The organism is Methylobacterium sp. D48H (assembly GCF_053345715.1).
The window spans coordinates 141007-155192 of the sequence record NZ_JBKFAP010000006.1 but is presented as its reverse complement, the minus strand read 5'-3'; the positions used below and the strand labels follow the sequence as shown (position 1 = coordinate 155192).

At 72.9% G+C, this 14186-nt stretch carries 12 protein-coding genes; 6 read left to right on the top strand and 6 right to left on the bottom strand.

What is annotated here, in order from left to right; all coding sequences use genetic code 11:
• The first annotated feature begins 223 nt into the window (after window positions 1-223).
• Window positions 224-1567 (top strand): AMP-binding protein, encoded by a 1344-nt coding sequence (locus ACLBX8_RS13750; RefSeq protein WP_447699570.1) that lies wholly within the window; start codon window positions 224-226, stop codon window positions 1565-1567.
• Between the two features lie 161 nt (window positions 1568-1728).
• Window positions 1729-2073, top strand: coding sequence for a hypothetical protein (locus ACLBX8_RS13745; RefSeq protein ID WP_020093275.1), 345 nt, complete (start codon window positions 1729-1731; stop codon window positions 2071-2073).
• Between the two features lie 177 nt (window positions 2074-2250).
• On the opposite strand, the gene ACLBX8_RS13740 is transcribed toward ACLBX8_RS13745, so the two are convergent.
• Both ACLBX8_RS13740 and ACLBX8_RS13735 read right to left on the bottom strand, forming a co-directional pair.
• The gene (locus ACLBX8_RS13740) at window positions 2251-3465 is read right to left on the bottom strand and encodes a UbiH/UbiF family hydroxylase (RefSeq protein ID WP_447699621.1); all 1215 of its coding nucleotides are present in this window, start codon (window positions 3463-3465) and stop codon (window positions 2251-2253) included.
• A gap of 281 nt (window positions 3466-3746) precedes the next feature.
• Window positions 3747-4631 (bottom strand): alpha/beta fold hydrolase, encoded by an 885-nt coding sequence (locus tag ACLBX8_RS13735; RefSeq protein ID WP_447699569.1) that lies wholly within the window; start codon window positions 4629-4631, stop codon window positions 3747-3749.
• A 98-nt stretch (window positions 4632-4729) separates the two neighbouring features.
• Here ACLBX8_RS13735 and recG point away from each other — a divergent pair, with 98 nt between their 5' ends.
• The gene (gene recG / locus ACLBX8_RS13730; RefSeq protein WP_447699568.1) at window positions 4730-6949 is read left to right on the top strand and encodes an ATP-dependent DNA helicase RecG; all 2220 of its coding nucleotides are present in this window, start codon (window positions 4730-4732) and stop codon (window positions 6947-6949) included.
• A gap of 297 nt (window positions 6950-7246) precedes the next feature.
• Window positions 7247-7570 carry a hypothetical protein gene (locus ACLBX8_RS13725; RefSeq protein ID WP_012318646.1) on the top strand — a complete coding sequence of 108 codons (324 nt, stop codon included), beginning with the start codon at window positions 7247-7249 and terminating at the stop codon, window positions 7568-7570.
• A gap of 322 nt (window positions 7571-7892) precedes the next feature.
• Here the strand turns inward: ACLBX8_RS13725 and ACLBX8_RS13720 are convergent, their stop codons facing one another.
• The 3 genes from ACLBX8_RS13720 to ACLBX8_RS13710 all read right to left on the bottom strand — a co-directional run bounded on the left by ACLBX8_RS13720 (window position 7893) and on the right by ACLBX8_RS13710 (window position 10447).
• A complete protein-coding gene (locus tag ACLBX8_RS13720) occupies window positions 7893-8687 on the bottom strand; it encodes a DUF502 domain-containing protein (RefSeq protein ID WP_042672775.1) in 795 nt (264 codons plus the stop codon).
• A gap of 109 nt (window positions 8688-8796) precedes the next feature.
• The gene (locus ACLBX8_RS13715) at window positions 8797-9732 is read right to left on the bottom strand and encodes a sugar kinase (protein WP_042672778.1); all 936 of its coding nucleotides are present in this window, start codon (window positions 9730-9732) and stop codon (window positions 8797-8799) included.
• Between the two features lie 496 nt (window positions 9733-10228).
• Window positions 10229-10447 (bottom strand): hypothetical protein, encoded by a 219-nt coding sequence (locus tag ACLBX8_RS13710; RefSeq protein WP_139215641.1) that lies wholly within the window; start codon window positions 10445-10447, stop codon window positions 10229-10231.
• A gap of 63 nt (window positions 10448-10510) precedes the next feature.
• Between ACLBX8_RS13710 and ACLBX8_RS13705 the strand changes: the two genes are divergently transcribed.
• A complete protein-coding gene (locus ACLBX8_RS13705) occupies window positions 10511-11464 on the top strand; it encodes a PAS domain-containing protein (RefSeq protein WP_244491817.1) in 954 nt (317 codons plus the stop codon).
• A gap of 217 nt (window positions 11465-11681) precedes the next feature.
• Here ACLBX8_RS13705 and ACLBX8_RS13700 read toward each other — a convergent pair whose 3' ends face one another.
• Window positions 11682-12110, bottom strand: a complete 429-nt coding sequence (locus tag ACLBX8_RS13700) for a MucR family transcriptional regulator (protein ID WP_020093268.1) — start codon at window positions 12108-12110, stop codon at window positions 11682-11684.
• Window positions 12111-12744: 634 nt separating this feature from the next.
• On the opposite strand from ACLBX8_RS13700, the gene ACLBX8_RS13695 reads away from it, so the two are divergent.
• Entirely contained in the window at window positions 12745-14166 is a 1422-nt protein-coding gene (locus tag ACLBX8_RS13695; protein WP_427509466.1) for an HdeD family acid-resistance protein, read from the top strand.
• Window positions 14167-14186 lie beyond the last annotated feature (20 nt).

Genomic DNA, 14186 nt, shown 5'->3' with positions numbered 1-14186 from the left:
CGACCGCGCCCGGCCCCCGATAGGCTCCCATCCGCCCGGCCGCAAGCGCGACGTTGCGCGGCCGCGAGGCACGAGCGCGTGATCGGGCCGCGCCGCCGGACGCCGCCGAAGGCCTTCCGGACGCCCTCCGGCAGCGATCGGCGGCGCGGCCGCTCTTAGCGGTCGGTTAACCCTGTCGGGCCGAGATGATAGGCGTTCTGCAGGATCGGCGGGGGCGGCGGGTTTGAGCGCGTTGGCGGTGGCGGAGTGGGCGGAAGACGCCGCACCGGACGCGTCCGCGCGATCCGAGGACGCGCCCGACGGCCTGTCCGGAGTCCTGTCCGGACGCCTGTCCGACGGTCTCGCAACCCGCCTGTTCGCCGCCGCCCTGGCGGGCCCGCAGCGCACCCTCCTGCGTGATTCGGGGGACCGGGTCGCGTGGTGCGGGCGCCCGTCCATCACCTGGACCTACGCGGCCGCCGCTGAGATCGTCGGGCGGCTCGCCCGCGGGATCGCCGCGTGGCGGCTCCCGGCCGGCAGCCGGATCGGGCTGTGGTATTCGGGCGGTGCCGAATCGGCCCTCGCCCACCTCGCCGTCGAGGCGGCCGGCCACCTGCCCTGCGCGATGCCCGCCCTCTGGGACGAGGCGGAGCTCTCCGCCGGGATCGAGGCCGCGGGCCTCGTGGCCGTGCTGACGGAGGGCCGCCGCGGCGCGCGCCGGCCCGCCGAGGACCTCACCCGCGCGGCCATGCGCCATTTCGCTCTGCGCTACCTCGCGGCCTTCGGCCCGAGCGTGCCGGACGGCGTGATCAGCCTCGACGCGATGGCCCTGGAGCGGGGCGTGGTCGAGCCGGCGCCGGGCCGCGGCCTCGTCACCTTCGCGGGCGGCGATCCCGGCCGGCCGGTCTACCGCACCGCCGCGGCGCTGGCGGCGGCGGTCGCCGCCCATCTCGACGCGCTGCCCCTGACCGCGGACGAGCGGGTCCTGACGCTCCTGCCCGGCCACGACCTGCGCGGCCTCGTGACCGGCCTGGGCACCGCCCTGGCGGCCGGCGCCGGCCTGGAGACCGTGCTGCCCTTCGACGAGACCGGGTTCCGCGCCGCCCTGCTGCGGCCGGTTCCGACCCGGCTGGTGGTCCCGGCGCGGGTCGAATCGGCTCTCGCCGCCCTGCCGCTGCCCTGGACCGTCCGGGTCCTCGACGTGGTCCACCGCGCGCCCGCCCGGCTGACCCCGCGGGGCGCCGGGCCCGCGGGCCCGCAGCGCCTCGATTCGCTGGTCCTGGGTGAGGCGCTCGTGCTGACCCGCCCCGGCCCGGACGACCTCGCCGCGACCCTGGCCGAGCCCGGGCAGGCCTTCCTGCCCCGCGACCTCCTGGACCTCGCCGCCGGCGCCGACGGCGACCTCGCCTGCCGGGGGGCGGCCTGCGCGGCCTCCCCGCTCACCCGCGGCGCGATCCCGGCGACGGACCCCCTGGCGTGGCGAAGCACGGGCTTCCGCCCGCTCCGCGCGGACGGGCGCGTGGACGGGCGCGCGAACGGGGCAGTCGCGGCGATCGCCGCCACCGTCGCGACCGTCCCCTCCGCCTGAACGGCGGACGATCGCCGGTTCATCCGGCACTCAGGCGGCGCGGATAATCTCGCATCTGCACACGAACCGACGGATCCGATCCGCCTCTTCGCGGGTTCTGCATCGGATTGTCGTGACGGCTATCTTTCCAAGCCGTCCGGGATGGAGTACCGCTCAAGCTTATGGGTGCGCTGCAACAAGTGCTCGTGGTCGACGACGGCGTCCGCGCCGTGGACCGGTCCCTCTCGGGCGAGCTGGCCAGCCTCGGATACGCGAGCGTGACCGCCTCGATGGAGGCGGCCGACGACGTCCTGACCGTGATCGCCCGTCCGGCGGCCGTGCTGCTCCAGGCGCCCACCCGCCGGAATCCCGCCTACGCCCGCCGCGCGGCCCGCCTCCGCGGCCAGCTGCGCGAGCGCGGCATCCCGGTGATCCTCATCGGTGATTCGGGCGAGGCCCGAGGCGGCGGCCCGGTCGATCTCGCGACCCGGCTCGGCGCCTATGTCGCCGCCCAGCCGGATCTCTGAGGCCCCCTCCGGCGCGCGCCGAGGTCGCGGCGTCCGGGCGCTCGCGCCGGGACTGAGGCCGCCTCCGGGAAGCGCCGTCCGACCGCTCCCTGTCACTGCCGGTGTCGCACGAGGCGCGGGTCCCCTCTCCCGCGCGGGAAAGGGGGCGCCGCTGGCGCGAGACGATCGGGAACGGTCCTAGCGCGCCGCGCGCATCAGCTCCGGCGCGCCGATCCGGGGCAGCACGCCCTCCCGCATCACCAGGCGCCGCAGCGGTCCGAGCTGCGTCATCGCCAGCAGGCCGAGACCGCGCAGCGCGTCGACCGGCAGCAGGTCGGTGAGCAGGCTGCGGTTGAGGAGATCGACCGCGGCGGTGCGCGCGGCCGTGTCGACGCGGCGCGCCCGCGCGTAGCCGTCGAGCACGGCGCGCGCGCCGGGATCGCGGCGGTCGCGGACGGCGGCCAGCACCGCGTCGCGCAGGGTCGCGGCGTCGCGCAGGCCGAGATTGAGCCCCTGCGCGCCGATCGGCGGGAAGACGTGGGCCGCCTCCCCGATCAGCGCCAGCCGCGGGGCCACGGGGGTCGCCACCGCGAGGCCGCGCATCGGCACGAGGCCGCGGGGGCCGTCGACCCGCATGGCGCCGAGCATCGCACGGGCCTGCCGCTCCACCGCCTGCCCCAGCGCCGCGTCGTCGAGGGCGGCGAGCCGCCGGGCCGCCCCCTCCCCGGTCACCCAGACGAGGCTGGACCGGTGGCCGCCGGGCAGCGGCACCAGGGTGAAGGGTCCCGACCGGGTGTGGAACTCGGTGGAGACGTCGCGGTGCGGGCGCGCGTGGGCCAGGATCGTGGTGATGGCGCTCTGCGGGTAGGTCCAGTCGCGCACGCGGACGCCGCTGGCGGCCCGCAGCGGCGAGCGGGCCCCGTCGGCCCCCACCACGAGCCGGGCCTCGACGGCACGCCCGTCCGCCAGCGCGACGCGGGCCGCCGCCTCGCCGGGCACGGCGCCGGCGGCGTCCGCCTCGACCAGGGTGAGGTTGTCCTGCGCCCGGGCGCGGGCGCGCAGGCTCTCGACCAAGCGGGCGCTCTCGACGTTCCACCCGAAGGCGTCGAGGCCGATCTCGGCGGCGCGGAACCGCGCCGGCGGCGGCCGGAACAGGCTGCCGGTGTCGTCGACGATCTGCAGCGTGCAGAGCGGGCTCGCGTGCGGCGCCGCCGCCTCCCAGGCGCCGAGCGCGTCCAGGAAGCGCACCGACCCGTCGAGGAGCGCGACGGTCCGTCCGTCCGCCACCGGGGCGTGGCGCCCGACCAGCGCCGTGGGGATCCCTTCGCGGGCGACCGCCAGGGCGGCGGCGAGCCCCGCGGCACCGGCCCCGACCACGGCGACCTCGAAGACGGTGTTGGTGTCCTCCGGCATGGTGTCCTGCACGATCGACGCGTCCCACTCGGGACAGTGTGGCGTCGGGCTTCCCAAGGTTCCGGTTGATGCGCGGCCCCGTCATCGCGAGCGGAGTGACCCGGGGCAGCGGGACGTCAGGAAGCGTGGTGCCACCCTGGGTCGCTTCGCTCCGCTCGCGATGACGGCGGTGTCGAAGTCATCAACCGGGGACGCTGTTCGCGAGCCCGGCACGTCTCGTATCTGCGCATTTCAGCGGATCTGCCAAGACCGGCGACGCGGGGCCACGGCGCCGCAGCCCGTCAACCCAGGAACGCCGCAAGCTCCGAGAGAACCGCGTCCGGCCGCTCCTCCTGGAGGGTGTGACCGCAATCCAGCGCCCGGCCCGAGACGTCGGTCGCCTTCTCGCGCCACGTCTCCAGCACGTCGTAGGTCCGGCCGACCACGCCCTTCGCGCCCCAGAGCGCCAGCAGCGGCGCGGTGATCCGGGCCTCGGCATCGGCCGCGTCGTGCTCCAGGTCGATCCCGGCGGCCGCCCGGTAATCCTCGCAGATCGCGTGGCGGCACGCCGGGTCGGAATAGCAGCGCAGGTACTCGGCGAAGAGCTCCGGCGGGGTCGAGCCGGGGGTCTTCGACTGGCCCTCGACGTGGTGGCGCAGGAAGTATTCCGGATCGGCCCCGATCAGCGTCTCCGGGAGGGGATAGGGCTGGATGAAGAAGAACCACCAGAAATAGCGGGTGGCGAAATCCTTGTCGGTGCGCGCGTACATGGTCGCGGTCGGCGCGATGTCGAACACGGCGATCCGCTCCACCGCCCGGCTGTGGTCGAGGGCGAGGCGGTGGGCGACCCGGCCGCCCCGGTCGTGGCCGACCACCGCGAACCTTTCGTGGCCGAGCGCCCGCATCACCGCCACCGCGTCGGCCGCCATGGCGCGCTTGGCGTACCTGGCGTGGCGCTCGCCCCCCGGGGGCTTGGCCGAATCGCCGTAGCCGCGCAGGTCCATCGCCACCACGGCGTGCCGCTCGGCGAGGCGCGGCGCGACGTGGAGCCAGGTCGACAGGGTCTGCGGATGGCCGTGCAGGAGCAGCACCGGCGGCCCGGACCCGGCCGAGCGGGCGTTGATCGTCACGCCGGGCGCGGTCTCGATCCGGTGCCGGTCGAAACCCGGCAGGAAGTCGCGGGCCATGGATTCGGTCTCCGGGGTCGGTCTTCACTCGGCCGCACTGGCGCGCCGGGATGCACCGGATGATAAGGCGCCTCCGGCACCATGTCCGCCGAACCGCCATGACAGATGCACGCGCGACTCAGGACCCGGCCTTGAAGGATTCCGACGCGGCCGAGGCGCCGGCGGCGGAGGCCGCCCCCGCGCCTGCCGTCGCCCCGCCCCTGCGGCCGAGCATCCTCGACCCGCTCTTCGCGCCGGCCCGCGCCCTGCCGGGGATCGGGCCGAAGATGGCGCCGCTCATCGAGAAGCTGCTCGGCACCCCCGAGCGCGAGGCCCGGGTCGTGGACCTGCTGTTCCACCTGCCCCAGGGCGGCGTGGCGCGGAAGCTCATGGGCTCGATCAGCGAGGCCCCCACCGGCGAGCCGGTGACGATCGGCGTCACCGTGGTGGCGCACCGCCCGGCCCAGGCCGGGCCCGGCCGGCGCCCGCACCGGGTGCTGGTGGAGGATGCCTCCGGCGACATCTCCCTGGTCTTCTTCGGCATGCCCCGCGCCCGGGTGGAGAAGATGCTGCCGCTCGGGTCGCACCGCTACATCACCGGCCGGATCGACCTCTGGGACGGCACCCGCCAGATGGTCCACCCGTCGCGGATCGTGGACGAGGCGGGCCTCGCTGAACTCCCCGCCGTCGAGCCGGTCTACGGCGCCACCGAGGGGCTGACCTCCCGGGCGATCAACAAGCTCGCGGTCGCGGCCCTCGACCGGCTGCCGGTCCTGCCGGAATGGCAGGACCCGGCCTGGCTGGAGCGGAACCGCCTGCCCGCCTTCGCGGACGCGCTCCGCCTCGAGCATCGCCCCGAGGAGGCGCCCCCGAAGGCCGAGGACCCGCTCCAGCCGCCGCCCGCGACGCCGTCCCGGAAGCGGCTCGCCTACGACGAGCTCCTCGCCTCGCAGCTGGCGCTGGCGCTCCTGCGCGCCCGCCAGCGGCGCAAGGCCGGCCGGGTCAATGCCGGCGACGGCGCCCTGAGCGGGCGCCTCGAGGCCGCCCTCCCCTTCGCGCTGACCGGCGCGCAAGGCCGGGCGGTGGCGGAGATCCGCGCCGACCTCGCGGCGCCCCGGCGGATGCTGCGCCTGCTCCAGGGCGATGTCGGCTCGGGCAAGACCGCGGTGGCCCTGCTCGCCATGGCCTCGGCGGTCGAGGCCGGGCGTCAGGCCGCCCTGATGGCGCCCACCGAGATCCTGGCGCGGCAGCATTTCGAGCGGCTGAGGCCGCTGGCCGGCCCCCTGCGCCTGCGCCTGATGACCGGCCGCGACCGGGCCGCGGAGCGGAAAAGCACGCTCGCCGACCTCGCCGCGGGCGAGATCGATATCCTCGTCGGCACCCACGCCCTGTTCCAGGAGGCGGTGACGTTCCGCGACCTCGGCCTCGCGGTGGTGGACGAGCAGCACCGGTTCGGCGTCCACCAGCGCCTCGCGCTCGGCGCCAAGGGCGAGGCGGTGGACTTCCTGGTCATGACCGCGACGCCAATCCCCCGCACCCTGGCGCTGACCTTCTTCGGCGACATGGACGTCTCGATCCTCGACGAGAAGCCCGCCGGCCGCCAGCCGATCCGGACGATCACGCTGCCGACCGAGCGGATCGACGAGGTCGTGGCCGGCCTCGCCCGGGCGATCGCCGGGGGCGAGCGGGTCTACTGGATCTGCCCCCTTGTAGAGGAATCGGAGTTCGTCGACCTCGCCGCCGCGGCCGAGCGCTTCGACGACCTGCGGAAGCACTTCGGCGACGCGGTCGGGCTGATCCACGGCAAGATGCCCGGCCCCGAGAAGGACGCCGCCATGGCGCGGTTCGCCGCCGGGGAGACCAAGCTCCTGGTCTCGACCACGGTGGTGGAGGTCGGGGTCGACGTGCCCGAGGCCACCATCATGGTGATCGAGCACGCGGAGCGCTTCGGGCTGGCGCAGCTGCACCAGCTCCGCGGCCGGGTCGGGCGCGGCTCGAAGGCTTCCTCGTGCCTGCTGCTCTACCGGGGGCCCCTCGGGCAGGTGTCCCGGGCCCGGCTGGAGATGATGCGCGCGAGCGAGGACGGCTTCCGCATCGCCGAGGCCGACCTGAAGCTGCGCGGCGAGGGCGAGGTGCTCGGCACCCGCCAATCCGGCATGGCGGCGTTCCGGCTGGCGCGGCTGGAGAGCGACGCCGCCCTGCTGGAGGCCGCCCGCGACGACGCGCGGATGATCGTGGAGCGCGATCCCGGCCTCAAGAGCCCGCGGGGGCAGGCGCTGCGGGTGCTGCTCTACCTGTTCGAGCGGGAGGCCGCGATCCGGCTGATCGGGGCCGGATGAACGGTTTCCTGAACGGATTCGTTCAGGAAAGTCCGGCCTTCCTGAACGGCCGGATCCGGAATCGCCGCCGCGCGACCGGATCGGTACTCCGATGCGCCGATGTCACAGGCTCTCTGAAAAAGTGTTTCGTTTCAAAGGTTTGACGGGATCGCGCGGAAGCTTGGCGGCGCCGTACGGGCGGTCCGGGAGGCTCCGGACAGGCCTCGTGACCTTGCATCAGCCATATTCTTCCCTTAACTGGAGATGAACGAATGGCCCGGTAAGCCGGGACATCACGGACGAATCTGGAGGACGGACATGTCGAACGGACTGTTCCAAGGCCTGCCGGGCTCCCACGAGATGGCCGGTGCCCACGCCCTGCCGACCGAGCCCTGGCTCCTGCCGATCTCGGATCGCGCCGCCGAGGCGGCGGGCAAGACCGCGGACGAGCTGCAGGCCGCCGTGCGTCGGGCGTCCCGGCCCTTCTGGCTGGCCGCCAACGGGCTCTGCATCGCGCTGGGCCTCGCCCTCACCCTGCAATGCGCCTCCGGCTGGGGTCCGACGGCGCCCCGCAGCGCCGTGACGGTCGCGCAGGCGACGCCGCCGACCATCGCGCCGCAGACCGCCTCGCTGCAGCGCTGAGCCGATAGCAGTCTGATCATTTCAGGGCCGTCCCGCGCGCGGGGCGGCCTTTCTCGTGGGCGATGGCCGCCAATCCCACGGTCTCCCTCACGCCGAGGAGCGGTGAGCTCGGCGCGCAGGAGGCCTGGATCGCGCGCCGGCGCCTCGGGAAGGCCCCTTGAGCGGACCGGAGGTCGTCCCCGCTTCGACGGTTCCGGTCGACGCTGCCGTCATCGCGGGCGCAGCGAAGCGACCCGGGGCAGCGGGACGTCCTGCACCGTGGCGCGACACGGGGTGGCTCCGGCCGCCGAGACGGCGACGAAGCCGGCGACCGGGCGCCGCATCACGCGTCCTGCGGCTCCCGGCGGGGCAGCGGTCCGCCGGCCTGCTGGGCCGTCCGCAGGGTGGCCGCCATGGCGTTGAGGCGGCCCTGCGGGTCCTCCGGCTGGATCACCCCGGCCGACATCACCAGCTTGGCGGCGTCGTCGACGCTGATGGCGAGCTCCACCACCTCCGCGCGCGGCAGGTAGAAGAAGAAGCCCGTGGTCGGATTGGGCGCGCAGGGCAGGAAGACGCCGACGAGGTCGTCCGCCGGCGCCCCCCGGGCCCGCAGCGCCCCCTCGACCTCGTGGGCCGCCGGGGCGGACAGGAACACCACCGACCACGTGCCCTTCACGGGGAACTCCACGAGCCCCACCGTGCGGAACGAGGTGCCGTTGGCCGAGAACAGCGTCTCGAAGATCTGCCGCAGGCCCTTGTAGAGGCCGGAGATCACGGGGGTCCGCGCCAGCAGGACCTCGCCGAACTCGATCACCGAGCGTCCGACGAGGTTCGCCGTGAGGAAGCCCAGCAGGGTCACCGCCAGGAACGCGATCACGAGGCCGAGGCCCGGGATCGAGAAGGGCAGGTAGTGGTCCGGCAGGTAGCTCGCCGGGACCAGCGGCTTCACGAACGAATCGATCAGCGCGATGAACCACCACGTGATGTAGGCCGTGATGGCGAGCGGGCCGGCGACGATGATGCCGGTGAGGAAATAGGTGCGCAGCCGGCCGCGCGCGCTGACCCGTGTCTTCGGGGTGCCGCCGCCCGCCGCGGCGTCGGGCTCGGGAACCTGGATCGGCGGGGGAATCGGCGCCACGGGTGCCCTCTCGGCCGCACCACGCGCGGCGATGACGCTGCGGGGCCGTCCCCCGCTGGCAGAGAGGTAGCGGTTGCGCTTGTCCGCCTCAAGGGCGGCCCCGCCTCCCTCAGGCGTCCGCACCCGGCGGTCGGGCGGCGGGGACCGGCATCGCGTCCCGGGGAATCACGGCGCCGCGATGCCCGATCACCGCCCCGGCCAGGCGGTGCGCCTCGGCGGCGGCGGCTTCCGGTGCCAGCCCGGCGATGCGCGCCGCGAGGTAGCCCGCCGCGAAACTGTCGCCCGCCGCCGTCGTGTCGACGACCCGCGCGGCGCGCCCGGCCGGCACCGCGGTGTCGGCCCGGCCGTGCAGCACCCGGGCGACGGGGCCGGATCCGTCCGAGGTCTTGAGCACGATCTCGGCCCGGCCGCGGTGGCGCAGCACCTCGTCCTCGCCCGCCGCGCCGAACAGCCAGTCCAGATCCTCGGCCGAGGCGAAGATCACGTCGGCCAGGTCCAGGGCCGCGCGGAAGGCGGCCCAGGCCTCGTCCCGGTCGGGCCAGCCGCGGGGACGGTAATTGGTGTCGAAGGCGACCTGCCCGCCCCGCTCCCGCAGGCGCGACAGCGTCTCGAACAGGGCGGCGCGCCCGGTCTCGCCGTAGAGCGAGAGGCTGATGCCGGACAGGTAGACGAGGTCGTAGCGCTCCAGCTCCGCCTCCGTCTCGGCGGCGCCCGGCTCGGTGAAGAGGTCCCGGGCCGCGGCCCGGTCGCGCCAGTAGTGGAAGCTGCGCTCGCCGTCGGCATCCGTGCGGATGATGTAGAGGCCCGGCATCCGGCCCTGCAGGCGCCGGACCCGGTCGAGGCCGATGCCCTCGCGGCCCCAGGCCGCCGCCATCTCGTCGCTCCAGATGTCGTCGCCCAGCGCTGTCACGTAGTCCACCGCGACGCCGAGGCGCGCGAGGTAGAGCGCGGTGTTCAGCGTGTCGCCGCCGAAGCCCCGGACCAGATTCCCGTCCGGGCGTTCGGACAGTTCGACCATGCACTCGCCGATGCAGGCGACCCTCATGCGGTTCCTCCCGGTGCGCGACCCCGTGTCCCCGCATTGTACGGCCCGGCCTGTCAATCGCCACCGGTCCCGGTCCCGACCTCGCCGCGCCGGCCGCGCTCGCGTGGCCCCGTCGCGCGCCCGTCTGAGGAGCCTCGACGATCCAAGAATCGGCGCGCCAGTCGCTCGATTTCGTGGGATTTGCATATCGATAATTTGGCAAAGGTATTGTAATATTCGCACAATGACCGATTATGTATCATATATAATCAATAGAATTCACAATAAAATCTGTAATATGCGTGCATGACTCGTCATAGAACCTCGGCGTCGTGCTTTTCTGAAGTTCGATTCAATGCCGGAGCGGAAAATCACCATTCTTAAACACCGAAGGTCAGAGAAGCTCCTTCGCGACAGGGGTCATTGTCGAGCGAGATCCGGTCGCGTTGCTGTCGTGACGGTGTGTGCCGAACGCGCGGAGGGGCGGGATGCGGTCGAGGATCCCGGAAACCTCCGTTCACAGCGCGGCAGGAACGAATCCGTTCGATCGGGAACAAACCGCCTCGGGCTGGAATGTCGATGCAAGATGTTTGTCGATCGCGGGCGCCATCTCGATGGAGATACGTGCCGGATCTGAAGAAATTCCGGATGAATGGTGAAGTGTTGTGCCGGAAAAATTCTCGTGGCCGAACGGCGGGAACGGTGATACGGTTCGAACGGTGCTGAGATGTTCCATACTGCTTTAAGCGCTCTGACTTTCTCGTCGGGAGAGTTCCTGACTCTCACGGAAAGTCGGGGCGTGAGTGGGGCCTGGAGCTGGATCTTCGCGGGCGAGGAGCAGGTCTGGTCGCCCGGGTTCTACCGGCTGCTCGGGCTCGTTCCGAACGCCGCGAAGGCGCGCTACGACCTGTTGCTGAGCCTGATCCATCCCGAGGACCGGCCTCTCATGCCGGCGCTGGCGGACATCCGGCAGGGGCACGTGCCCCGCGAGGTCATCGTCCGGGTGATCCGGACGAACGGCACGGTGCGCACGCTCTCGCTGACGATGGAGGTGCGCGTCTCGGCGGAGGGGCGGCCCGTCGCCCTCAGCGGCACGGCGCTCGACGTGAGCGACCGCGAGCAGTTGGCGCGCCTGCGGCAGGAAGAGCGCCGCCGGCAGAGCGCGCTCTACCTCACGGAGCACATCACGACCTTCTCGATGGGGCTCGACCGCGTCCGGGACATCCCGTTCGCCGTCGCCCAGGTCCACGGGCTCCCGCTGGAGGAGATCTGCGCCGAGCCGTATATCCTGATCGTTCCCGAGGAGCGCGCGGGCTTCCGGGCAGCGGCCCTGGAGCAGATCGAGCGGCGGGCGTTCTTCCAGGGGGGCGCCCACGAGCGCCTCGCCAACGGCGAGCTCTGGCACTTCCGGATCCTCACGATGCCGGTCTGGGATCCGGACGGGACCTATCTCGGGCGCTGCGGGCTCAAATACCCCGTCCGCAACCACGCCCCGCCCCCCGGCGGCCTGCACGAGGGGCTGGAGCATTCCGTGAGCGGCCACCACCTGCGGGCCGCGCGGGCGCTCCTCGACTGGTCGATGATGGAGCTCGCTCAGGCGAGCGGCCTGTCGCATTCCACCGTGCGGCGTCTGGAAGAGGACAGCGAGCATCGGGGAAGCCGGTCCCGCCTGCACGCGGTCGAGGCGCTGCGCCGGGCGGGCGTCCGGTTCGTCCCCATCGATGACGGGACCCTGGCGGTCGCCCGGGTCTGAGCGGATCCCGCGACCGGCGGGCGCTCGCGGGATCCGCCCTGCCCCGCCCCACCGGGTCATCGGGGTCGGTCTCCGCGCTGGCCCCCCGGGGGCCCCGACCCCAGCGCGGAGACCGGGACGGGCGGATCGGGCGATCCGCCGTCAGGCATTCCCGCGCCCGTGTCCCGCGGCGGCCCGGACGGGGCCGCCGATCCAGGGCGGTGCGGGCCTGGCCGCCTCAGGCTGCCTTGTGTCCGAGCTGGATCGCCTTGGCGATCTCCGAGCGCTTGGCGGCGTAGCCCGGGGCCACCATCGGGTAGTCGGCCGGCAGGCCGTACTTCGCCCGGTAACGCTCCGGCGTGAGGCCGTGCGCCGTGAGGTGACGCTTCAGGGTCTTGTAGGACCGGCCGTCGATGAAGCTGATCAGGCCGTCCTGCTGGATCGAAGCCTCGATCTGCGCCGCCGTCGGGCCGGTCCAGCCGGGACCGGATCCCGAGCCGCCGCCCTGCAGCACCGATATGGCCGTGTGCACCTGGTCGATCAGAACCGGCAGGTCGCCCACGCCCACCGCATTCCGAGACACGTAGGCCGCGACCAGTGATGCCGTGCACTTGATCAGGTCTGTGTTCAGGTCCGAGGTCTTTTCGTTCAGATCGATGGTGTTCATGAATCCCCCAGTACCGAAATTCGAGGCATGAGAACCGGCGCATCGATAAAGCTGAGGCTAGGATCAGCTTTTACCGCCCAAGCATGCGCCGAATTGCTTCGAGTGTGCCAAGATTGGCGCGTAACTATACAAAAACTGTCTATTTTGTCTATACTTTATCTTAGGATGTTCTTTGAACATTTTCTGTTCTTGCGAGGCAACATGAGGTTGCCAGGCCGGCGGCGTCTCGCAAACAGTGCGCAGTTTCGGCCTCCGGTCCGTGAGGCTGTCCGCGATGACTGCGAACGGCCGCGCGATGACGGGCTGCAGGGGCGCGAATCAGCGGCGGAGACAGGGACGGATCGCGGATGCCGGGCGGTTACGGGTCGATCGGACCGCGTCCCGCGTCCCTGCTGACCATCGGTCGGGCGGCGCGCGACGGGATTCCGGGGTCCGTGGCGCTTCTCCACGGCCTCTCCGCGGGCGCTGGCGCCGCGACCGGGCCGCGATTAACAAAGTTCTCAGGCAAGGCGTGGATCGTGCGCGCCGGGCGCGTCGCGAAACGCTCGCGCGTCGGGAGCCTCGTTCCGGCCGTGACGGCACGGCGGCATCCGTGCGAGAGGCCCGTCGACGCGCGCTATCGAGGGCGACCCCTATGTCCGGACCCTGTGCGACCACTATCCCGCGCGCGCTCTCCGCGCTCGAAGCGCCCGGACCGGGCGCCGCGGACGCGGTCGGCGGCCGGATGGCGCCCCTCTGGATGCTGCTCGTCGGCCGGGCCGCGGTCCGCCGTCACTGGCACCTCATCGCCGCCACCGGCCTGCTGTGGTCGTCGCTCGGCCTCCTGGTGGTGATCGATTCCCTCGACGGTGCGCTCCACGTCCCGGACCGGTGGTTCGGCCTGATCCTCCTGGCCGAGGGCGTGAGTTCCCTCCTCGTCGGCGCGTCCGCGATCGGTGCCGCGCGCCGCCTGCGCCTCGCCAAGGGCGCGCTGCTGTCGGTCATGGCCGTGCTGATCATGATGGCCACGAAGCACAGCACCTTCCTGCTCGCCATGATCTTCGGCGTCGCCTTCGTGGTCGACGGCCTCGTCCGGATCACGATCGCCGGCCTGCTGAAATTCGCTGGCTGGCGGATGTCGGTCGCCCTCGGCGGCCTCAGCATCGCCTTCGGCCTGTTCCATCTCCAGCCCTGGCCGACCTGGTACGCCGGCACGGTCGGCTACTGCATCGGCATGTTCCTGATCCTGAACGGCGCCAACCTCGCGCTGGTCGGGCTGCGCACCCGGCGCCTGGGCACCGCCGAGCCGGCCGTGTCGGTCGTGTCGGTCGGCGGCGACGAGCCCGGCAGCCTGACGGTCTATGTCTGGACGCCCACCGGGCAGGCGACCACGCCCGCCGGCCAGCGGCTGATCCGGCGCTACGTCGCCTCCGTCGACAAGGCCGGGCGCTTCTCCACCGGCCACGCGGCCCTGCAGCAGGGCGACGACCTCTACGTCAGCCACTACCCCGCGGTGGAGATCGACCGCTCCCCCGCCAACCTGCGCTCGAGCCTGCGCGCGGGCCCGGAGAACGACGTGCCCGGGCGCTTCCTGCCCTCGCACGCCGCGGAGGTGGCGGACTGGTGCCCCGCGACGGTGGCGGTGACGCTGAACGGCATCGACGCCGCCCGGCTGCGGGCGTTCTGGGCGCAGTACAGCCGCGACACCACCTACAACTTCATCAGCCGCAACTGCTCCACCACGGTGGCGCGGGCGCTGGACATCGCCGTGGAGGGCGCGTTCAGCCGCGGCGGGCATCCCTGGCGGCGGCTCGCGGCGGCGCTGACCACGCCGGAATTCTGGGCGGCGGCCTTCCTGCGCAACGGGGCGCGGTCCATGACCTGGACCCCGGGCCTCGTGCTCGATTACACGCGGGCGCTGAGCGCCCTCGTGGATCCGGCCTCGCCGGTGCCGTCGATCGCCTGGAAGCGGGTCGGCTGGCGGCTCCTGCGCAACTGGCGGGCGCGGGACCTCGCGCCCCTGAGCCCGATCGCCCGGCAGCCCTCCGTGCCGGGAGCCGGCCCGACAGAAGCCTGATCCCGGCCCGATCGGGACTC

What these genes read in the sequence shown, in the direction of transcription:
- ACLBX8_RS13745 (WP_020093275.1), top strand. Translation starts at nt 1,729, where the DNA reads ATGGGTGCGCTGCAACAAGTGCTCGTGGTCGACGACGGCGTCCGCGCC.
- ACLBX8_RS13740 (WP_447699621.1), bottom strand. Translation starts at nt 3,465, where the DNA reads ATGCCGGAGGACACCAACACCGTCTTCGAGGTCGCCGTGGTCGGGGCC.
- ACLBX8_RS13735 (WP_447699569.1), bottom strand. Translation starts at nt 4,631, where the DNA reads ATGGCCCGCGACTTCCTGCCGGGTTTCGACCGGCACCGGATCGAGACC.
- recG (WP_447699568.1), top strand. Translation starts at nt 4,730, where the DNA reads ATGACAGATGCACGCGCGACTCAGGACCCGGCCTTGAAGGATTCCGAC.
- ACLBX8_RS13725 (WP_012318646.1), top strand. Translation starts at nt 7,247, where the DNA reads ATGTCGAACGGACTGTTCCAAGGCCTGCCGGGCTCCCACGAGATGGCC.
- ACLBX8_RS13715 (WP_042672778.1), bottom strand. Translation starts at nt 9,732, where the DNA reads ATGAGGGTCGCCTGCATCGGCGAGTGCATGGTCGAACTGTCCGAACGC.
- ACLBX8_RS13710 (WP_139215641.1), bottom strand. Translation starts at nt 10,447, where the DNA reads ATGGAACATCTCAGCACCGTTCGAACCGTATCACCGTTCCCGCCGTTC.
- ACLBX8_RS13700 (WP_020093268.1), bottom strand. Translation starts at nt 12,110, where the DNA reads ATGAACACCATCGATCTGAACGAAAAGACCTCGGACCTGAACACAGAC.
- ACLBX8_RS13695 (WP_427509466.1), top strand. Translation starts at nt 12,745, where the DNA reads ATGTCCGGACCCTGTGCGACCACTATCCCGCGCGCGCTCTCCGCGCTC.